Source organism: Micromonospora sp. NPDC005707 (genome assembly GCF_040631005.1).
In the GTDB taxonomy this organism is placed as follows: domain Bacteria; phylum Actinomycetota; class Actinomycetes; order Mycobacteriales; family Micromonosporaceae; genus Micromonospora.
Genome location: NZ_JBEXYR010000007.1, coordinates 196,159 through 214,941 on the forward strand (window position 1 = coordinate 196,159; position 18,783 = coordinate 214,941).

Below are 18,783 nucleotides of genomic sequence, written 5' to 3' on the forward strand. Positions count from 1 at the left end.
GGCGGGTTCACCGGCTCGCCGCCTCGACCAGCCGGCGGGCCGCCGCTGGGTGCCCGGCCCAGTGGGTGTGCAGGTAGGAGGCGTGCACCCGGCCGGCCACGAAGCCGTGCGGGCCGCCGTCCCAGTGCCAGGCGGGACGGTCGCCGTGCCCGGGGTCGGTGACGGTGCGGTGGAACTCGTGTCCGCGTACCGGGTCGCCGGCGCGGTGCGCCGGGGAGTCGGCGGCGGCCACCGCGTCCCGGTAGCCGAGCGTGAGCCGGCCGGTCATCCGGGCGGTGTGGTCGAGCCGCCCGCACATCGGCACCCCGTCGAGGGAGCGGCCGAGATAGAGCAGCCCGGCGCACTCGGCGACCACCGGGCCGTCGAAGCCCGCCAGCTCGGCGCGGAGCGCGGTGTTGCCGGCCAGGGCGTCCGCGTGCAGCTCGGGGAAGCCGCCGCCGATCACCACGGCCCGGGTGCCGGGCGGCAGGGCCGCGTCGCGCAGCGGGTCGAGGGTCACCACCTCCGCGCCGGCCGCGGTGAGCAGTTCGGCGGTCTCCGCGTACGAGAAGGTGAACGCCGCCCCGCCGGCGACCGCGACGACCGGGCGGGCGGTGCCGGCCGGACCGCCGACCGCGGCAGCCGGGTCCCAGGCGGGCGCGGTCAGCGGCGGCGCGGTGCGGGCCAGCGCCAGCACGGCGTCGAGGTCCACCGTGGACTCGACCAGGTCGGCGAGCGCGGCCACCACGGCGACCGACTCGGGCGCGCGTTCGGCGACCGGCACCAGGCCCAGGTGCCGGGAGGGCGCGGACACCTCGGCGGCCCGGGTCACCGCGCCGAGCACCGGCACGCCCACCTCGGCGAGCGCGTCGCGCAGCAGCGTCTCGTGCCGGGGCGAGCCGACCCGGTTGAGCACCACCCCGCCGATGCGCACCGCCGGGTCGAACGCGCGCATGCCGAGCACCAGCGCGGCGGCCGAGCGGCCCTGCGCCGTGGTGTCGAGCACCAGCACCACCGGCGCCTCGATGAGCCGGGCCACGTGGGCCGTGGACGCGTACCCGCCGTGGCCGACCGCGCCGTCGTGCAGCCCCATCACGCCCTCCACCACGGCCACGTCGGCCGGGGTGGGCACGCTCGCGCCGTGGCGCAGCAGCGGGGCGATCCGCTCCGGGCCGACCAGCCAGGGGTCGAGGTTGCGGCCGGGGCGGCCGGCGGCGAGCGCGTGGTAGCCGGGGTCGATGTAGTCGGGGCCGACCTTGTGCGGGCTGACCGCCAGGCCGCGCCGGCGCAGCGCGGCGAGCAGCCCGGTGGCCACTGTCGTCTTGCCGTGCCCGCTGGCCGGCGCGGCGACGACCAGCCGGGGCAGCGCCCAGGGCGTCACCATTCGATGCCCTTCTGGCCCTTCTGGCCGGCGTCCATCGGGTGCTTGACCTTGGTCAGCTCGGCGACCAGGTCGGCCGCCTCGACCAGCCGCGGGTCGGCGTCCCGGCCGGTGATCACCACGTGCTGGAAGCCGGGCCGGTCGCGCAGCGTGGCGACCACGTCGTCCACGTCGACCCAACCCCACTTCATCGGGTACGTGAACTCGTCGAGCACGTAGAGCCCGTAGCGCTCGGCGGCCAGGTCGCGCCGGATCTGCCGCCACCCCTCCCGGGCGTCCTCGGCGTGGTCGGCCTCGCCGCCGCGCTGGATCCAGGACCAGCCCTCGCCCATCTTGTGCCAGGTGACCGGGGCGCCCTGCCCGGTGCGCTCGTGCACCTCGCCGAGGGCCCGGAAGGCGTTCTCCTCGCCCACCCGCCACTTGGCGCTCTTGACGAACTGGAAGACGCCGATCGGCAGGCCGGCGGTCCAGGCGCGCAGCGCCAGCCCGAACGCGGCCGTCGACTTCCCCTTCATCTGTCCGGTGTGCACGATCAGCAGCGGGCGGTGCCGACGCTGCCGGGTGGTCAGCCCGTCGGCGGGCACGTGGCTCGGCTTCCCTTGCGGCATCAGGCGGCGCTCCTCGTGGTGAGGCCGACGAGCGGGCCGTCGGCCACGTCGGCGAGATGGTGGTGCGGGGCGTGCAGTTGGCCGGCGAGACGGCGGGCCAGGTGCAGGCGGACCGGGCCGGACTCGCAGTCGACGACGACGCAGGGCGCGCCGGTCGCGGCGAGCACCGCGGCGGCGCGGGCGGCCCGGTCGAGCGGGCGGGGGCCGGCGGTGGCCCGGCCGTCGGTGACCACCAGCACGAGGGGGCGACGCCTCGGGTCCCGCAGCCGCTCCACCCGGAGCAGGTCGGCCGCGGCGAGCAGCCCTTCGGCGAGGGGGGTACGCCCGCCGGTGGGCAGGTCGGCCAGCCGGACCGAGGCGGCGAGCACGGAGGAGGTGGCCGGCAGCAGGGTCTGCGCGCCGGCGCCCCGGAAGGCGACCACGGCCACCTTGTCGCGGCGCTGGTAGGCGTCGGTGAGCAGGGCCAGCACGGCGCCCTTCACGGCGGACATCCGCTGCCGCGCGCCCATCGACCCGCTGGCGTCGACCACGAACAGGACGAGGTTGCCCTCGCGTCCCTCGCGGACTGCCTCGCGCACGTCGGACGGGCGCAGCCGCAGCGGCCCGCCGGCCCGGCCCCGGGCGGCCTGGTGCGGGGCGGCGGCGCGGACGGTGGCCGGCAGGTGCAGCGCCCCGGCCGGGCCGGCGGGCACCCGGGCGCCGGTGGTGCGGCCCCGCCCGGTCCGGGCCCGGGAGCGCCGGCCGGGCACGCCCTCCCCGACGCCGGGCGCGGTGAGCAGCCGGGCGCGCAGTCCCCGATCGGGTACGGCCACGGTCCCGGGCCGTCCCTCCGCGCTGTCGGGGTCCCCCGGCCGGCCGGCGGCTCCGGGGCGGCGGGAGCGCGACCGTCCCCGGTCACCGTCGTCGCCGGACCGACGGGGACCGTTCCCGTTCTCGACGTCCGGGCCGTCCCCGTTCCCGCCGTCGGACCGGTCGTCGCCCGGGTGGCCGGACCGGTCCCCTGCGCCGTCACGGCCGCTGCGGTCGCCGCCGAACCGGTCGTCGTGGCCCATCCCATCGGCGCGGCCGTGGCCGGACCGGTCGTCGTGGCCCATCCCGTCGGCGCGGCCGTTGGCCGGCCAGCGGCCGTCGCGACCGCCGCCCCGTCCGCCGTCCGATGGCCCGGCGCTCTCGTCGTCGGACCCCCCGGGGTGCCCGTCGTCGTCGGAGCCCCCGGACCGGTCCCCCGCGCCGCCCTTCGCGCGGTCCGACCGGCCGGGACCGTCGGGGTACGACCCGGTGCCGCCCGGTCCACCGGCCGGGTCCCGGGGATCGCCGTCCGGTCCGGGCTCGCCGCCGGGGCCACCGTCGGGGCCGTGGTCATCGGGGTCGTCGTCGGGGTGCTGCGCGCGGGCGCGGTCCAGCGCCTCGTCCAGGCGCTGCTCGTCCAGCCCCGGGGTGTCGAACGGGTCCCGGCGACGGCGGTGCGGCAGGGCCAGCCGGGCGGCGACCCGGACGTCGTCGGCGGTCACCCGGTCCCGGCCCTGCCAGGCGGCGTGCGCCACGGCGGTCCGGGCCGTGACGATGTCGGCGCGCATGCCGTCGACGTCGAACGCGGCGCAGACCTCGGCGATCTGCCGCAGCGCCGCGTCGGGCAGCGCCACTCGGGACAGCCGGTGGCGGGCGGCGGCGACCCGGCGGGCCACCTCGGCGTCGGCCTCGGCCCAGCCGGCGGCGAAACCGGCCGGGTCGGCGTCGGCGGCGAGGCGGCGGCGGACCACCTCGGCGCGTACGGCGGGGTCGCGGCTGGCGGCCACCTCGACGGTGAGCCCGAACCGGTCGAGCAGCTGCGGGCGCAGCTCCCCCTCCTCCGGGTTCATGGTGCCGACCAGCAGGAACCGGGCGGCGTGGCTGACCGAGACGCCCTCCCGCTCGACGTGGCAGCGGCCCATGGCGGCGGCGTCGAGGAGCAGGTCGACGAGATGGTCGTGGAGCAGGTTGACCTCGTCGACGTAGAGCACGCCGCGGTGGGCGGCGGCGAGCAGGCCGGGCTCGTAGGCGCGTACCCCCTCGGCGAGGGCCTTCTCCAGGTCGAGCGAACCGACCACCCGGTCCTCGGCGGCGCCCACCGGCAGCTCGACCAGGCGGGCCGGGCGGCGCTCGGCCGCCGACCCGGCCGGGTGCGGCCCGTCCGGGCAGCCCGGGTCGGGCGCGGCCGGATCGCAGGCGAAGCGGCAGGCGGCGACCCGGTCGACGGGCGGCAGCAGCGTGGCGAGGGCGCGCACGGCGGTGGACTTGGCGGTGCCCTTCTCGCCCCGGACCAGCACGCCGCCGATGGCCGGGCTGACGGCGTTGAGCAGCAAGGCGAGCCGCATCTCGTCCATCCCGAGCACCGCGCTGAACGGATATCCAGTCATTGCCGGTCCTCCAGGTCGCCCTCGCTGGCCAGGTACGTCTCGCGCAGCCGGTCGAGGGTGACCGGCTCGGGCTCGGCCCACAGTCCGCGGTCGGCGGCCTCCAGCAGCCGTTCGGCGATGCCGCGCAGCGCCCACGGGTTGGACCGCTCCAGGAACTCCCGGGTCTCCGGGTCGAACAGGTACGCCTCGGCGAGCCGCTCGTACATCCAGTCGTCGACGACTCCGGCGGTGGCGTCGTAGCCGAACAGGTAGTCCACGGTGGCGGCCAGCTCGAAGGCGCCCTTGTAGCCGTGCCGGCGCATGGCGGCGATCCAGCGGGGGTTGACCACCCGGGCCCGGAACACCCGGCGGGTCTCCTCACCGAGGGTGCGGGTGCGCACGTCGTGCGGCATGGCCGAGTCGCCCACGTACGCGGCCGGGGACCCGCCGGTGAGGTGGCGGACCATGGCCACCATCCCGCCGTGGTACTGGAAGTAGTCGTCGGAGTCGACGATGTCGTGCTCGCGGGTGTCCTGGTTCTTCACGGCGACGGCGATCCGGGCGAAGGAGCGTTCCATGTCGGCCCGCGCCTCGCGCCCGTCCAGCCCCGGCCCGTACGCGTAGCCGCCCCAGACGGCGTACACCTCGGCCAGGTCGGCGTCGGTGCGCCAGTTCCGGGCGTCGATGAGGGGCAGGAGCCCCGCCCCGTACGCCCCGGGTTTGGAGCCGAAGATGCGGGCGGTGGCCCGGCGCGTGTCCCCGTGCTCGGCGACGTCCGCGTCGACGTGCGCCCGCACGAAGTTCCCGGCGGCCGGCTCGTCCAGCGCGGCGACCTGCCGGACGGCGTCGTCGATGAGGGCGACCACGTGCGGGAAGGCGTCCCGGAAGAAGCCGGAGATGCGCACCGTGACGTCGACGCGGGGGCGGCCCAGCTCGGGCAGCGGCACCACCTCGACGCCGGTGACGCGGCGGGACCGGTCGTCCCACACCGGACGGACGCCGAGCAGCGCCAGCACCTCGGCGATGTCGTCGCCCTGGGTACGCATGGCGCTGGTGCCCCAGACGGTGAGCCCGACCGAGCGCGGGTACGCGCCGGTGTCGGCGAGGTGCCGGGCCAGCAGCGAGTCGGCGAGGGCGACCCCGACGTCCCAGGCGTTGCGGCTGGGGATGGCCTTCGGGTCGACGGAGTAGAAGTTGCGCCCGGTGGGGAGCACGTTGACCAGCCCGCGGGTGGGCGAGCCGGACGGGCCGGGCGGCACGAACCGGCCGTCGAGCGCGCCGAGCACCCGGTCGATCTCGTCGGTGGTCCGGTCCAGCCGGGGCACCACCTCGCGGGCGGCGAAGCGCAGCACCTCGGCCGCCTCGGGCACCGGCCCGCCGACCACCTCCTCGACCACCGCGCCGGCCTTGGCGGCGTCCCAGCCGAGGGTCTCCATGCCGAGCACGAGCCGGCGGGCCAGGGCCTCGATGAGGTCGACGGCGTCGGCGGCGGTGGCGGCCGGCCCGTCGACCGCGTCGGTCAGTGCCGCCGGCACGACGATCCGCGCGCCGGGCGTGGCCAGCAGCGCCGCCTCGTCGAGGCCGGCGTGGGCGGCGAGGGCCTGGCGCAGCCCGGGCAGCACGCGGGCCCCACCCCAGACCTGCGGGGCACGCAGCACAGCGAGGACCAGGTTGACCCGGGCCTCCCCGGCGGGCGCCTCAGCGAGGATGTGCAGGCCGTCGCGGATCTGCACGTCCTTGACCTCGCAGAGGTAGCCGTCGAGGTGCAGTACGAAGTCGTCGAAGTCGTCCTCGCCGGGCATCTCGGCCTGGTGCAGGTCGTGGTGCAGCTCGGCGGCGCGGACGAGGTCCCAGATCTGCCGCTGCACGGTGGGCGCCTTGGCCGGGTCGAGGGCCTGCACGGTGGCGTACTCGTCGAGGAGTTGTTCGAGCTTCGCCAGGTCGCCGTAGGTTTCGGCGCGGGCCATCGGCGGCACCAGGTGGTCGACGACCACGGCGTGCGCGCGGCGCTTGGCCTGGGTGCCCTCGCCGGGGTCGTTGACGATGAACGGGTAGACCAGCGGCAGGTCACCGAGGACCGCGTCGGGCGCGCAGTCGGCGGCCAGCCCGAGGCCCTTGCCGGGCAGCCATTCGAGGGTGCCGTGCTTGCCGAGGTGGACCACGGCGTCCGCGCCGAAGCCGCCGTCGGCGACCGGCGCGGCCAGCCAGCGGTACGCGGCCAGGTAGTGGTGGCTGGGCGGCAGGTCCGGGTCGTGGTAGATGGCCACCGGGTTCTCGCCGAAGCCGCGGGGCGGCTGGATGAGCAGCGCCACGTTGCCGAAGCGCAGCCCGGCGAGGACGACGTCGCCGCCGTCGGTGTAGAGCCGGCCGGGCGGCTCGCCCCAGTGCTCCCGCATCCGGTCCCGCAGCGGGGCGGGCACCGCGTCGAACCAGCGCCGGTAGGTCTCCCCCGGCACCCGCGCCTCGGCCGCGGCGAGCTGTTCGGGGGTGAGCCACTCGACGTCGTGTCCGCCGGCGGCGATCAGGGCGTGGATCAGGGCGTCCCCGTCGTCCGGCACCGGCCCGTCGCCCAGGTGGTAGCCGGCCCCGGCCAGCGCGGCGAGCAGCCGGACCGCCGAGGCCGGGGTGTCCAGGCCGACGGCGTTGCCGACCCGGGAGTGCTTCGTCGGGTACGAGCTGAGCACGATGGCGAGGCGCTTGTCGGCGTTCGGCACGTGCCGCAGCCGGGCCTGCCGGACGGCGATGCCGGCGACCCGGGCGGCCCGCTCCGGGTCGGGCTGGTAGACCGAGAGCCCGTCGGCGTCGATCCGCTTGAACGAGAACGGCACCGTGACGATCCGGCCGTCGAACTCGGGGATGGCCACCTGCATGGCGGCGTCCAGCGGGGACAGTCCGGCGTCGCTGGCCGCCCACCGGTCGCGCTCGCTGGTCAGGCAGAGCGCCTGGACGATCGGCACGTCCAGGGCGGCGAGCGCGCCGACGTCCCAGGCGTCCTCGTCGCCGCCCCCGGAGGCGTCCGCGGCGACCGTCCCGCCGGCCGCGAGCACCGTCACCACGAGGGCGTCGCACCGCGCGAACAGCTCCAGCGGGCCGGTGCCGGGGGCGAGACCGCGCAGCGAGCCGCAGAACACCGGCAGCGGCTGGCCACCGGCCGCTGTCACGGCGTCGGCCAGGGTCTCGACGAAGGCGGTGTTGCCGGCCAGGGCGTGCGCCCGGTAGAAGACGATGCCGACCACCGGCCGGCCGTCGGGCGCCGGGTCGGTGCCGAGGATCCCGTGCGGCGGGGTGGGCGCGGGCGGGGCGAACCCCTCGCCGGTGAGCAGCACCGTGTCGGAGAGGAACCGGGCCAGCTCGGCCAGGTTCGCCGGACCGCCCTCGACCAGGTAGGCGAGCGCCTCGGCGGCCACGCCGCCGGCCACCGTGGACGCCGCCATCAGCTCCGCGTCGGGCACCGCCTCGCCGCCCAGCACGACCGTCGGCACGCCCGAGCCGAGCACCGCGGCGAGGCCGTCCGGCCACGCCTGCCGGCCACCGAGCAGGCGTACGACGGCCAGGTCGACGCCGTCGAGCAGCGCGGGCACGGCGTCCGTGGCGACCCGGGCGGGGTTGGCCAGCCGGTAGTCGGCGCCGCTGGCGCGGGCGGCGAGCAGGTCGGTGTCGGCGGTGGAGAGCAGCAGGATGCGCACGGACGGCTCCGGAGCGTGACGCCCGGCGGCGCGGCGGGGCCGGCGGCGGGCGGGGGTGGATGCGGGTTCGGCGGGTACGCGGGCGCGGCGGACGGCTCACCGACGGCGGGTCGGCAGGGGCGCCCGGCCGGGTGCGGAACCCGGCGGGGCGGTCAGCGGCGGACGGCGCGGGCCCACCGGGCGCGCGGCACGGCGGCCTGCGGCGCGGCGGGGTGGGCGATCAGCGGTGCGTCGGCGCGCGGGTGAGCGGTCGGCGGCGCGTCGGCGCGCGCCGGCCGGGAACGACGATCGTCGTCGATGGCGGAAAGGCCGTGCATCGGGTCCTCCTCGGGTGTCCACGCCCTGGGGCTCTCCGACGGCCGAAGTATCCTGGCTCCCGGATCGACGCTCTCCCCCGGCCTTCCAACCGCGCACGCACGGCCGTGACTCACGAGGGGGGATCGCTCCCCGGTGACAGTGGCGGGACCGCGCCGGAATCGCACCGGCTTCCTTCACTGCCGTCAGGCCGCGAATGCTGCCACAGCCGCCCGGCGCGGGTCAACGCCGGGTCTCCGGCCCTCCGCCCGGCCGCCGGCATCCGCAGCGGTCGATCCGCCTCCCTCGTCCGTCGCCTCGACCACAATGGCGTGGGTCGATGGGATCGGCCGCTTTCGGGTTACCTGTGGCGGGCATTTGAGGCACGCGCCGATCCGCGCCCGGACCATCGCGTCGCCGCAGCCGGGGCGGCCCGGAGCGGCAGCCGGCGGATAGCATCCCGATCGACTGTGGAGCACCCGCCACGGAAACGGGGAGGAATTGCCGGTGACGCTGCGACATCTCGACGGTCGGGTCTGGTTGTTCCCCGGCGATCCCGACCCGCTCGCGGTCCGCCCGACCGTGGCGGTGGTCGCCGACGAGCGCGGAAGTGTGATCGTCGACGCGGGCCAGAGCCCCGCCCACGCCCGGGAGATCCGGGCCGCGCTGGCGGCGGCCGGGCTGCCCGAGCCGCGCTGGCTGGTCTACACCCACCACCACTGGGACCACGTCTGGGGCGCCTGCGCCTGGCCGGAGGTGGAGATCGTCGGGCACGAGTCGGCGGTGGCCGCGCTGCGCGCCGAGGCGGCCCGGCCGTGGAGCCACCGCTACCTGCGCGAGCAGGTCCGCGAGAATCCCCGCCTCGGGCACAGCTTCCGGGCCCGGGCCCTGGCGGTCGACTCCTGGGACGGCTTTGCGGTGCTCCCACCCACCCGCACCTTCGCCGACGAGTTGACCCTGCCCACCGGCGTGGTGGTCCGGCACGTGGGCGGCCGGCACGCGCCGGACTCCACGGTGGTGCGGGTGCCGGACTCGGGGGTGCTGCTGCTCGGCGACTGCTGGTACCCGCCGCCCGCGCACCTGCGGACGCCCGAGGACGGGCCCGACCTGGCGCTCGCCGCCAGCCTGCTCGACGACGACCTCGCGTGGTTCGTGTCGGCCCACGACGAGCCGCTGACGCTGGCCGAGGCGCGCGCCGCGCTGGCCGGCGGCTGAACCGCGCCCGGGGTCAGCGGGCGCGCCGCTCCGGGTGGGCCCGGTTCCAGGCCCGCATCCGCTCCGGGTAGCCGGTGCGGGCGGCCTCGTACAGCGGCACCGCGTGCTTCTGGGCGATCTTCCCGGCGGCCCGGGGCGTGCCGGTGCGGCGCCGGATCCACTCACCGTCGTGGGCGACGGCCACCACTGTCGTGTCCGTGGCCGTGGTCTCCGGTTCCAGGTAGAACTCCACCCCGCGCCGGCTGGTGACGAACGCCTCCAGCGCGGCCAGGTCGTCCCGGTTCGCCTCCCGGTCGAGCTTGGTCGGGGTCGTCGGGTCGGCGGCCCGTCGGCTGAACCAGCCCATGCCCGCCTCCTCTCCTCGGCGTTCCCTCCAGTGCAGCACCCTTACCTGGGAACGGGCTGCGAGCCGGGTGGGAGTCCGTTGGGCCAGCCGGCGGGCGCCCGGTCGGGCCGCCGGTCAGCGGGCCGGCGGGCGCAGGATCGGGACCAGGGCGAGGATCGGCAACAGCAGGAGCGGCACCACGCCGAGGGCGTGGAGGATGCCCAGCCGGTCGCCGAGGAAGCCGAGCAGTGGCGGGCCGCCGAGGAAGGCCGTGTAGCCGATCATGGCGACCACGCTGACCCGGGTCGGCGCCCGGTCCTCCTCGTCGGCGGCGGCGCTCATCCCGACCGGGAAGCCGAGCGACGCCCCGATGCCCCACAGCACCACGCCCACCACGGCGAGCGGCCCGGAGCCGGCCAGCACGGCGCACGTGGATCCGGTGACGGCCAGCCCGATGGTGCCGAACAGCACCGGGACGCGGCCCCACCGGTCGATCGCCACGGTGCCGGCGGTCCGGCCGAGGGTCATGCCGACCACGAACACCCCGAAGACGGCGGCGCCGGCCGCCTCGCTCACCCCGTACCCGTCGACGAACGCCACCGCCAGCCAGTCGTTCGCGCTGCCCTCGGTGAACGCCATCACCAGCACGAACAGGCCGATGAGCAGGGTGCGCGGCTCCCGCCAGGTGGCCAGCAGCGCGCGCCGGTGGTTGGCCGGCTCGGCCGTGCCGGGGGCCTCGGCCGGTGCGGCCAGGAAGGCGCGGATGCCGAGCAGCGTGCCGGCCAGGACCACCACTGCGATCACGGGCAGGTGCCAGCCGACCGGCACGCCCAGCCGGGCCGCACCGGCGCCCAGCCCGGCCCCGGCGACCGAGCCGAGACTCCAGGCCGCGTGGAACCGGGGCATGATCGTCCGGCCGAGCCGCTTCTCCACGGCCGCGCCCTCGACGTTCATGGCCACGTCGCAGGTGCCGGAGCCGTACCCCACGGCGAAGAGCCCGACCACGACGCCGATCAGCGAGCCGGCCAGGCTGGCCGACAGGCCGGCGAGCGTCAGGCCGAGCGCGAGCAGCACGGTCGAGGCCGCCACGGTGCGGGCCGGGCCGAGCCGCAGGGTGACCAGTCCGGCGGTGGACATGGCCACCAGCGCGCCGGCCGACATGGCCAGCAGCAGCAGGCCGAGCCGCCCGGCGCTGAGCCCGAGTGCCTCGCGGATCGCGGGCACCCGGGCGAACCAGGTGGCCACCGCCAGCCCGTTGAGGGCGAACACGGCCGCCACGCCGTTGCGGGCGGCCAGGACCGTCCGCGGGGTGGCGGCGCGGGCGCCGGCCGGCGCGTCGATGGTGCTGCTCACGTGTGCTGTCGTCCTCTCCCCAAGGTTCGTCCGACGACCATCGCACACCTGAGAGCGCTACCACCACAAACGCTCCCACCCCTTACCCCGGCCGGCCCCGACCGGGCATGATGCCGACAGAACGGCCAGCACGGGGAGGACCAGACATGGAGACGCCGACCGCCCGCCCGGCGACCCTCGACGACGTGGCCCGCGCGGCCGGGGTCTCCCGGGCCACCGCGTCCCGGGTGCTCGGCGGCTACGGGTTCGCCTCGGTGGACGCCCGGGACCGGGTGCGCGCCGCCGCGGACCGGCTCGGCTACGTGCCGAACATCACCGCCCGCGCCCTGGTCCGGGGCGCCGGGGTACGCCTCGTCGTGGCCGTCTCCGGCACCGACGCCACGGTGCTGGACGACCCGTACGTGGACCGGCTGGTCAGCGCGGCGGCCCGGGTGTGCGCCCCGCACGGGGTGGGCGTCGCCCTGGAGTGGCTGCCGCTGGGCGCCCCGGCCGGGCTGCGCCGGCTCGGCGACGACCGGAGCGTCTGCGGGGTGCTGCTGGTCAACACCACCGCGCCGGTGCTCGACGCGGTGCCCGCGGGGCTGCGCGGGCGGGTCGTCTCGATCGGCACGGGCTCGCCGGCCGTACCCTCCTTCGACGTGGACAACGCCGGCGGCGCCGACGCCGTGCTGCGCCACCTGCACGCCGGCGGGCGGCGCCGGATCGCCATGGTCACCGGCCCGCGCTGGCTGAGCTGCGCCGAGCGGTCGGTGACCGCCTACGAGGGGCTGATGCGGGCGGCCGGGCTACCGGTGCGGCTGGTCACCGGCGACTTCACCGCCGCGCGGGGCGGCCGGGCGGCGCTGGAGGCGCTGGACCGCTGGCCGGACACCGACGCGATCTACGCGGCCAGCGACGCCACCGCGCTGGGCGCGATCGCCGCGCTGCGCGGGCGCGGGCTCCGGGTGCCGCACGACGTGGCGGTGGCCGGGTTCGACGACATCCCGTACGCGGCCGTGAGCAGCCCGGCGCTGACCACGGCCACCCACCCGGTGGCCCGGATCGCCACGGCGGCGGCGACCGCGGTGCTCGACGGCCGGCCGGTGCCGCCGGTGACCGCGTTCCCCTCCACGCTGGTGGCACGGGAGAGCGCCTGAGCGGCAGCCCCGCCGACCGGTGGGGGCGTTCGGCGCGGGGCCGACCAGCCGGCCGGGCCCGTCGCGGCGCCCGCCGTCCGGAGCCCGGCAGCGGCAAACACCGGCGCGCCGGTCCGGCCCCGTTCTACCATCGGGTACCGGTCCTGCCCTTGGCGGCTGAGCCCGACGGGACGGTGGAACGGCATGACCAGGGAGACCGAGAAGGAGCGCCTGGAGCGCAACTTCACCGACGAGTTGCGGGAGCTGCGCGTCGCGCAGACCGGCGTGCAGATCCTGTTCGCCTTCCTGCTCACCCTGCCGTTCACCGCCGGGTTCCCGCGCGCGACGCCGTTCCAGCGCGGCGTCTTCCTCGTCGCGCTGGTGTCCGCCGCCGCCGCGACCGCACTGATCATCGCGCCGGTCGCGTTCCACTCGGCGCTGTTCCGCCGGGGCCGCAAGTCCGAGGTGGTCAGGTACGCGCACCGGGCGTCCAGCGGCGGGCTGGGCTTCCTGCTGGTCGCCATGGTGAGCGCGGTGCTGCTGATCACCGACTACGTGCTCCCGCGCGGCGCCGCACTGCTGCTGTCCGGCGTCACCGCGCTGGTCTTCCTGCTGCTCTGGATGGTCATGCCGCTCGCCCGGCGGGACTGGGGGCAGGCGAGGTGACCGAGCCCGCGCCGCCGCACCGGCAACCCGAGGAGGGATACCGGCACGGCCGGCTGACCGCCCGTCCCACCACCGTGGCCGGGCCCGGCCCGACGGGTCCGGCCGAGGTTCCCGACCCGGCCGGCGGGCCGCCCGCGCTGCGCCACGTGCCGGCCGGCGGCACCGGCCCGTACCGGCTGGTGCTGCTGCTGCACGGCGCGGGCGGCTCGGCCCGGCAGGGCCTCGACCTGCTGCTGCCGCTCGCCGACGCGCACCGGCTGCTGCTGCTCGCCCCGCAGGCGCTCGCCAGCACCTGGGACCTCATCGCCGAGGGCTACGGCCCGGACGTCGCCCGGATCGACGCGCTGCTGGCCGGGACGCTGCGCGCGTACCCGGTGGCGGGGGTGACCGTCGGCGGGTTCTCCGACGGCGCCTCGTACGCCCTCTCCCTGGGCCTGACCAACGGCGACCTGGTCGACGCGGTGCTGGCCTTCTCCCCCGGCTTCGCCGCGCCGCTGGTCACCCACGGCCGGCCCCGCTTGTTCGTCTCGCACGGCACGGACGACCGGGTGCTGCCCATCGACGTGTGCAGCCGCCGGCTGGTGCCCCGCCTGCACTCCCTCGGCTACCCGGCCGAGTACGCCGAGTTCACCGGCGGGCACGAGGTGCCCGCGGAGATCCGGCGGCGGGCCGTGGACTGGCTGGCGGGGTGAGCGGGGTCAGTGCCCCGGCCCGGTGACCGCCGCGTCGACCCGGGCGAGCACTGTCGCGTCGTCGTCGCCGCGGACGCCGCGCAGCAGGTCGATGGCGGTGGCCCGGACCTGCCCGATGATCATGGCGAGCGGCAGCGTCTCGCCGGGGGTGAAGAGCCGACCGGCGGCCCGGACCGCAACCAGGGCGGCGACATCCGCCCGCTCGGCGTGCGCGTCGGCGACGCCGTCCTGCCCGCTCAGGTCCGCGGCGAGCGCGTCGCCGGCCGAGCGCACGGCCTCGGCGAGGGTCCGCACGGCGCCGCCGAGTTCGGCCGGGACCGGCGCCGGGCCCCGGGTCAGGGTGACGGCGGCGCGGGCCAGCACCCGGACGTTGCGGACCGCGTAGTCGATCTGCCGGATCGAGCCCTCCACCGAGCGCAGCCGGCCCAGGTGCCGGCGGCGGCGCACGTTGAGCCGCAGCGCCTCGCCGGCGGCCCGCACGGCGCCGCGCAGCCGCTCCACCCCGGCGTCGGCGTGCCGGGCCCGCTCCAGCGCGGCCAGCGCCGCCGCGTCGTCGCCCCGGTCGAGCGCGTCGGCGATCTCGTCGAGCACCCCGGCCAGCTCGGCGAAGGTGTGCCGGAACTCGTCGACCAGCGGGGCGAGCGGCCGGCGCGCGTCGACCAGCTGGCTGGCGACCAGGGCCACCGCGCCGCCGATCAGCGCGTCGACGAACCGGAACGGGACCAGCGACTCGGTCGGCGGGGAGACCACCACCAGGTAGAGCGCGGAGACGGCCGCCTGCACCACGGTGACCGAGCTGGCGCCGATCGCCACGGCCAGGGCGACGGTGAGCAGGATGACGGTGAGGACCGTCCAGGTCGTCCGCGGGCCGAGCGCCTGCACCACCAGGTCGGCGACGAGCACGCCGGCCGCGACGCCGAGCACCACCTCGACGGCCCGGCGCATCCGCTGGCCGCGGGCCTGGCCGAGCACGATCAGCGCGGCGGCCGGGGCGAAGAACGGTTGGTCGTGGCCGGCCAGCCGGGTGGCGAGGATCCACGCCACGGTGGCCGCCAGGGTCGCCTCCACCACCGGCAGCCAGCCGCGTCGCAACCGCCCGGCCGCCTCCCGTACCCGGCTCCACCCCGCCATCGCCCGCCTCCCTGTCGCGCCCGCCCACCATCCTGCGACCCGGGCTCTCGAAACGAAAATTGACAACCCTCCAGAATATCGATCGCGCGCGATTTCGGCGTCGGCCGAATGGGAGAGCGGGCCGGTAAGATCGGCGACAAGCCTGTGACTGATCGCTGACTGCTGGACGTGACGGCGATCACACACACTGTGCCCATGAATACGAGACTCCGCCGCAGCAGGGCATTCCGCCTCGCGGTGTGTCTCGCCCTGGTGGCGGCACTGAGCGGCTGCATGCAGCTCAACCTGGGGCTGACCGTCGACACCGACGACACGGTCACCGGCCAACTCCTGCTCACCGCCGAGAAGTCGGTGCTCAAGCGGCGGAACCCCGACGTCGCGGCGGCCTTCGCCGAGCTGCGGCAGAACATCCCCACCCTCCCCGCGGGCACCGAGACGCGATACGAGGACGCCAACTACTACGGCACTCAGATCGCGTACCGGAAAACACCCCTGTCGCAATTCGCCAGCGAGAGTGTGAATCTTTCCCGCGACGACGATCTCTACCGCTTCTCGCTCCCGCTCGATCCGAAAAAATACGGCGGAAAAGTCGCCGAACAGGATCCGCGGAACCAGCAGGCTTTCATGACCTTGATGTCGTTCGAGATCTCCGTGACCTTCCCCGGCCGCGTGCTCGACACCAACGGCACCATCAACGGCCGGTCGGTGAGCTGGAAGGTGGTCGCCAACCAGCCGAAGCCGGCCGAACTGCGGGCCGTGGCCGAGGCTCCGGCGCGACCCTCCGCCTCGGTCACCCCGGCCGCCGCCGCGGCCGCCGGCGGCGGATTCCCCTGGCTGCTGGTCGTCGGCGGGGTGGTCGTGCTGCTGCTGATCGCCGTTGTCGTCGTCGTCCTGCTCCGCCGCCCGCGCGGCCCGGTCGCCGCCGCCCCGGCCGCCCCCACCCCCGCGCCCACCCCACCGGCCGACCGGCCGGCCTGAGCGGGCGCGGCGCCGCCACACCCGGGCGGTACCCGGAACCGCACCAGCCGGGGCCCGCCGCACCACCACCCCGACCGCACCACCGCACGATCGAAGAGGGGGATCGCCGTGAACGATCTCTTCACCTGGGCCGCCCTGGGCAGCCTCACCGGCGCCAGCGCCGCCACCCTGCTCGCCACCAACGTCATCGGCGGCCTCATCGGCCCGAGCGGCGACAAGGCGCGCAAGTGGATCGCCCTGGGCTTCGCGCTCGTCCTGTCGTACCTGACGGCCGCCTTCGCTGAGGACGCGGGATCGGAAAAGTGGATCATCGCGTTCTTCAACGGGCTGGTCATCTTCTCCGCCGCCCTCGGCATCAACCAGCTGCCGCCCGGCAACCGGCAGGCGACGAACGCGTCGCCGACCCAGCTCGCGCAGGGCCGCGAGCCCCGCTACATCCGCTCCTGGGTCTGAGAGAGGTGACCCCATGGTCCTCGGCATCATCAGCGCCGCCGTCCACATCGTCCTGGGCGCCGTCCTCGGCGGGGCGGCGGGCGGCACCATCGGCCTTCTGATCGGCGCGGTCGTCGGGCTGCTCATCGGCGCGCCGTTCGGCTGGGCGGTCGCCTCCGCCGGCACCTACGGCGCCGACCCGAAGGGCATCTTCCTCTTCGTGGTCGACCACACCTGGAGCCTGCTCAACACCGTCGCCGGCGCCCTCTACCTGGCCCTGCACCTGGTCTTCGGGCACCAGCTCGACCGGGTGGTCTCGCAGGGCAGCGGGCGGGTCAACCTGGTCGAAGGCGTCTCGCCCCGCTACGCCACCACCATCGGCACCGTCTGCGCCGGCTCCAGCCCCGGAATCCAACGGCACGAGGACGTGCACGTCCTCCAGGCGCGGCTGCTCGGCCCGCTCTACCTGCCGCTGGTCGCGCTCAACTACGTGCTGTTCACCATCGCCCCGGTGTGGCTGCTCTGGCACGACCACAGCAACGCGCCGATCAACCGGTTCACCCGCTACTTCGAGATCGGCGTCTACCCGCACGTCTGGAACGAGGCCATCGCGTACCGGATCCAGGGGACGCCGCCGCGATGACCGGCGCGATCGAGGCGGCCGTCGCCGACCTCGCGGCCTGGCTGACCGGGGCGGCGGGAGACCCCGTCCCGGTCGGCCCGCCCCGCGACGACCCCGACGGCGGCCTCACCGTCTGGCCCCTCGAACTGCGGCCGGCCCGGCAGACCGCGGGCAGCGGCGGGACGCGCGAGCCGTACCGGTTCGTGGTCCGGCTGCTGCTCAGCGGCGGCGGGCCGGCGGCGCTGCCGGCGCTGGACCGGGTCCTCGCCGCCGCCACCGCGGCCGGCCAGCCCGAGGTGGTGCTGGCCGCCGGGGACCCGGCGCTCTGGCGGGCCCTCGGCGTGCCGCCCCGGCCCGCGCTGCTGCTCGACGTGCCGGCGCGGATCGACCGGCCGGCGCCGGCCGCGCCGCCCGTGCGGCAGCCCCTGCGGCTGCGGCAGCTCGACATGCGCACCCTCGACGGCCGGGTGGTCGGGCCGGAGCGGCAACCGCTCGCCGCCATGCGGGTCGAGCTCGTCGGCACCGCCCAGGCCACCGAGACCGACGCGGCCGGCCGGTTCCGGCTGGTCGGCGTCCCGCACGACCCCGACGCCCCGGACCGGCCGGTGCGGATCCGGCTGATCGGCCGGGGCCGCACCCACACCGCCGAGCTGGACCCCGCCGACGGAGACCACGTCGTAGTCTGCGCCCCCGACTGACTCCTCAAGGAGGACCGATGCCCACCTACTTCTCCCCCGGCATCTACGTCGAGGAGGTGCCCAGCGGGGCCCGCCCGATCGGCCCGGTCGGCACGAGCACCGCCGCCTTCGTCGGGCTCACGCCGAACCGCACCGCCCACGTCAACGAGGCCCTCGCGGTCAACAGCTGGTCGGAGTTCCTCCGGCTCTACGCCGACGGCGAGCACCTGGAGAGCACCCCCCTGGCGCGCGCGGTCTTCGGCTTCCTCGACAACGGCGGCACCCGCTGCTGGGTGGTCAACGTCGGCGAGGGCGGCCAGCTCACCGGCACGGGCGGGCGGCGCAGCGGCCTGCAACTGCTGGAAGCCATCGACGAGATCTCCATCCTGGCCGCGCCCGGCTACCACGACCCGGTCTCGCACGAGGCGCTCATCAGCACGGCCGAGCGGCTGCGCACCATGGTCGCCATCTGCGACCCGCCGCCCGACGTGGCCGACATCTCCCGCCTCACCCGGGTCGCCACGCCACCCAAGTCGTCCGGCAAACCCGCCGACGGTACGCCCAAGCCGGACGACGACCCACCCGGCGGCGACCGGCCCCGGCAGTCGGACTTCGCCACCTACTACTTCCCCTGGATCCGGGTCCGCGACCCGCTCAGCGGCGAGCTCGTCCTCACCCCGCCGAGCGGGCACGTCGCCGGCATCTGGGCCCGCACCGACGCCCTGCGCGGCGTGCACAAGGCGCCGGCCAACGAGCCGGTACGCGGCGCGGTCGACCTGGCGTACCGGGTCACCCGGCCGGAGCACGACGTGCTCAACCCCAAGGGTGTCAACGTGATCCGCTTCTTCTCCGGCGAGGGCATCCGGCTCTGGGGCGCCCGTACGCTCGCCGCCGAGGCCAGCGAGTGGCGCTACCTGAACGTGCGTCGGCTCTCCATCGCCATCGAGCTGGCCATCGCCAACGGCACCCGGTGGATGGTGTTCGAGCCGAACGACTACACCCTGTGGCGCTCGATCCGGCGGGACATCGGCGCGTTCCTCACCCGGGTGTGGCGGGACGGCGCGCTGCTCGGCCGCACGCCCGAGGAGGCGTTCTTCGTCAAGTGCGACGAGGAGACCAACCCGGCCGACGTGCGCGACGCCGGGATGGTGGTGGCGCACATCGGCATCGCGGTGGTCAAGCCCGCGGAGTTCGTGGTGTTCAAGCTGAGCCAGTGGGCCGGCGGCACCGAGACCGAGACGATCGGAGGCTGAC

17 protein-coding genes and 1 riboswitch are annotated in these 18,783 nt (G+C 76.3%); of the genes, 9 read left to right on the forward strand and 8 right to left on the reverse strand.

Features of this window, described 5'->3' with window-relative positions; translation table 11 throughout:
* Positions 1–7: 7 nt before the first annotated feature.
* The 5 genes from ABZ452_RS16100 to ABZ452_RS16120 all read right to left on the reverse strand — a co-directional run bounded on the left by ABZ452_RS16100 (position 8) and on the right by ABZ452_RS16120 (position 8,346).
* Positions 8–1,363, reverse strand: coding sequence for a cobyrinate a,c-diamide synthase (locus ABZ452_RS16100; protein WP_357943207.1), 1,356 nt, complete (start codon positions 1,361–1,363; stop codon positions 8–10).
* The gene (gene cobO, locus ABZ452_RS16105) at positions 1,357–1,968 is read right to left on the reverse strand and encodes a cob(I)yrinic acid a,c-diamide adenosyltransferase (RefSeq protein ID WP_357943209.1); all 612 of its coding nucleotides are present in this window, start codon (positions 1,966–1,968) and stop codon (positions 1,357–1,359) included. The genes ABZ452_RS16100 and cobO overlap by 7 nt, the downstream gene beginning before the upstream one ends.
* Positions 1,968–4,364, reverse strand: coding sequence for a VWA domain-containing protein (locus tag ABZ452_RS16110; RefSeq protein WP_357943211.1), 2,397 nt, complete (start codon positions 4,362–4,364; stop codon positions 1,968–1,970). Before ABZ452_RS16110 ends, cobO begins: the two co-directional genes overlap by 1 nt.
* Positions 4,361–8,029, reverse strand: a complete 3,669-nt coding sequence (gene cobN / locus ABZ452_RS16115) for a cobaltochelatase subunit CobN (protein ID WP_357943213.1) — start codon at positions 8,027–8,029, stop codon at positions 4,361–4,363. Before cobN ends, ABZ452_RS16110 begins: the two co-directional genes overlap by 4 nt.
* A gap of 152 nt (positions 8,030–8,181) precedes the next feature.
* Entirely contained in the window at positions 8,182–8,346 is a 165-nt protein-coding gene (locus ABZ452_RS16120; RefSeq protein ID WP_357943215.1) for a hypothetical protein, read from the reverse strand.
* Between the two features lie 45 nt (positions 8,347–8,391).
* Positions 8,392–8,521: riboswitch (cobalamin riboswitch) on the reverse strand.
* Positions 8,522–8,830: 309 nt separating this feature from the next.
* Here ABZ452_RS16120 and ABZ452_RS16125 point away from each other — a divergent pair.
* Positions 8,831–9,538, forward strand: coding sequence for an MBL fold metallo-hydrolase (locus ABZ452_RS16125; RefSeq protein WP_357943217.1), 708 nt, complete (start codon positions 8,831–8,833; stop codon positions 9,536–9,538).
* A 13-nt stretch (positions 9,539–9,551) separates the two neighbouring features.
* Here the strand turns inward: ABZ452_RS16125 and ABZ452_RS16130 are convergent, their stop codons facing one another.
* Complete coding sequence (locus tag ABZ452_RS16130) at positions 9,552–9,884, reverse strand: hypothetical protein (RefSeq protein WP_357943219.1); 333 nt, start codon at positions 9,882–9,884, stop codon at positions 9,552–9,554.
* 114 nt (positions 9,885–9,998) lie between these two features.
* Positions 9,999–11,216, reverse strand: coding sequence for an MFS transporter (locus ABZ452_RS16135; RefSeq protein WP_357943221.1), 1,218 nt, complete (start codon positions 11,214–11,216; stop codon positions 9,999–10,001).
* A gap of 146 nt (positions 11,217–11,362) precedes the next feature.
* Here ABZ452_RS16135 and ABZ452_RS16140 point away from each other — a divergent pair, with 146 nt between their 5' ends.
* The 3 genes from ABZ452_RS16140 (at position 11,363) to ABZ452_RS16150 (ending at position 13,689) form a co-directional block, all read left to right on the forward strand.
* Positions 11,363–12,352, forward strand: coding sequence for a LacI family DNA-binding transcriptional regulator (locus tag ABZ452_RS16140; RefSeq protein WP_357943223.1), 990 nt, complete (start codon positions 11,363–11,365; stop codon positions 12,350–12,352).
* 183 nt (positions 12,353–12,535) lie between these two features.
* Positions 12,536–12,997 (forward strand): DUF6328 family protein, encoded by a 462-nt coding sequence (locus ABZ452_RS16145; RefSeq protein WP_357943225.1) that lies wholly within the window; start codon positions 12,536–12,538, stop codon positions 12,995–12,997.
* Positions 12,994–13,689: a phospholipase gene (locus tag ABZ452_RS16150; protein ID WP_357943227.1), complete on the forward strand. Its 696-nt coding sequence runs from the start codon at positions 12,994–12,996 to the stop codon at positions 13,687–13,689. Before ABZ452_RS16145 ends, ABZ452_RS16150 begins: the two co-directional genes overlap by 4 nt.
* Positions 13,690–13,695: 6 nt before the next feature.
* Here ABZ452_RS16150 and ABZ452_RS16155 read toward each other — a convergent pair whose 3' ends face one another.
* Positions 13,696–14,820: an FUSC family protein gene (locus ABZ452_RS16155; RefSeq protein ID WP_357943229.1), complete on the reverse strand. Its 1,125-nt coding sequence runs from the start codon at positions 14,818–14,820 to the stop codon at positions 13,696–13,698.
* A 195-nt stretch (positions 14,821–15,015) separates the two neighbouring features.
* Here ABZ452_RS16155 and ABZ452_RS16160 point away from each other — a divergent pair, with 195 nt between their 5' ends.
* The 5 genes from ABZ452_RS16160 (at position 15,016) to ABZ452_RS16180 (ending at position 18,782) form a co-directional block, all read left to right on the forward strand.
* On the forward strand, positions 15,016–15,798 hold the full coding sequence (locus tag ABZ452_RS16160; RefSeq protein ID WP_357943231.1) for a DUF3153 domain-containing protein: 783 nt from the start codon (positions 15,016–15,018) through the stop codon (positions 15,796–15,798).
* Between the two features lie 108 nt (positions 15,799–15,906).
* Positions 15,907–16,251 carry a hypothetical protein gene (locus tag ABZ452_RS16165; RefSeq protein WP_151465728.1) on the forward strand — a complete coding sequence of 115 codons (345 nt, stop codon included), beginning with the start codon at positions 15,907–15,909 and terminating at the stop codon, positions 16,249–16,251.
* Between the two features lie 13 nt (positions 16,252–16,264).
* A complete protein-coding gene (locus ABZ452_RS16170) occupies positions 16,265–16,873 on the forward strand; it encodes a glycine zipper family protein (RefSeq protein ID WP_357943233.1) in 609 nt (202 codons plus the stop codon).
* Positions 16,870–17,550 (forward strand): carboxypeptidase-like regulatory domain-containing protein, encoded by a 681-nt coding sequence (locus tag ABZ452_RS16175; protein WP_357943235.1) that lies wholly within the window; start codon positions 16,870–16,872, stop codon positions 17,548–17,550. Before ABZ452_RS16170 ends, ABZ452_RS16175 begins: the two co-directional genes overlap by 4 nt.
* 17 nt (positions 17,551–17,567) lie before the next feature.
* Entirely contained in the window at positions 17,568–18,782 is a 1,215-nt protein-coding gene (locus ABZ452_RS16180) for a phage tail sheath subtilisin-like domain-containing protein (protein WP_357943237.1), read from the forward strand.
* Position 18,783 lies beyond the last annotated feature (1 nt).

What these genes read in the sequence shown, in the direction of transcription:
- ABZ452_RS16175 (WP_357943235.1), top strand. Translation starts at nt 16,870, where the DNA reads ATGACCGGCGCGATCGAGGCGGCCGTCGCCGACCTCGCGGCCTGGCTG.
- ABZ452_RS16180 (WP_357943237.1), top strand. Translation starts at nt 17,568, where the DNA reads ATGCCCACCTACTTCTCCCCCGGCATCTACGTCGAGGAGGTGCCCAGC.
- ABZ452_RS16100 (WP_357943207.1), bottom strand. Translation starts at nt 1,363, where the DNA reads ATGGTGACGCCCTGGGCGCTGCCCCGGCTGGTCGTCGCCGCGCCGGCC.
- ABZ452_RS16110 (WP_357943211.1), bottom strand. Translation starts at nt 4,364, where the DNA reads ATGACTGGATATCCGTTCAGCGCGGTGCTCGGGATGGACGAGATGCGG.
- ABZ452_RS16120 (WP_357943215.1), bottom strand. Translation starts at nt 8,346, where the DNA reads ATGCACGGCCTTTCCGCCATCGACGACGATCGTCGTTCCCGGCCGGCG.
- ABZ452_RS16170 (WP_357943233.1), top strand. Translation starts at nt 16,265, where the DNA reads ATGGTCCTCGGCATCATCAGCGCCGCCGTCCACATCGTCCTGGGCGCC.
- ABZ452_RS16130 (WP_357943219.1), bottom strand. Translation starts at nt 9,884, where the DNA reads ATGGGCTGGTTCAGCCGACGGGCCGCCGACCCGACGACCCCGACCAAG.
- ABZ452_RS16145 (WP_357943225.1), top strand. Translation starts at nt 12,536, where the DNA reads ATGACCAGGGAGACCGAGAAGGAGCGCCTGGAGCGCAACTTCACCGAC.
- cobO (WP_357943209.1), bottom strand. Translation starts at nt 1,968, where the DNA reads ATGCCGCAAGGGAAGCCGAGCCACGTGCCCGCCGACGGGCTGACCACC.
- ABZ452_RS16140 (WP_357943223.1), top strand. Translation starts at nt 11,363, where the DNA reads ATGGAGACGCCGACCGCCCGCCCGGCGACCCTCGACGACGTGGCCCGC.
- ABZ452_RS16160 (WP_357943231.1), top strand. Translation starts at nt 15,016, where the DNA reads ATGAATACGAGACTCCGCCGCAGCAGGGCATTCCGCCTCGCGGTGTGT.
- ABZ452_RS16155 (WP_357943229.1), bottom strand. Translation starts at nt 14,820, where the DNA reads ATGGCGGGGTGGAGCCGGGTACGGGAGGCGGCCGGGCGGTTGCGACGC.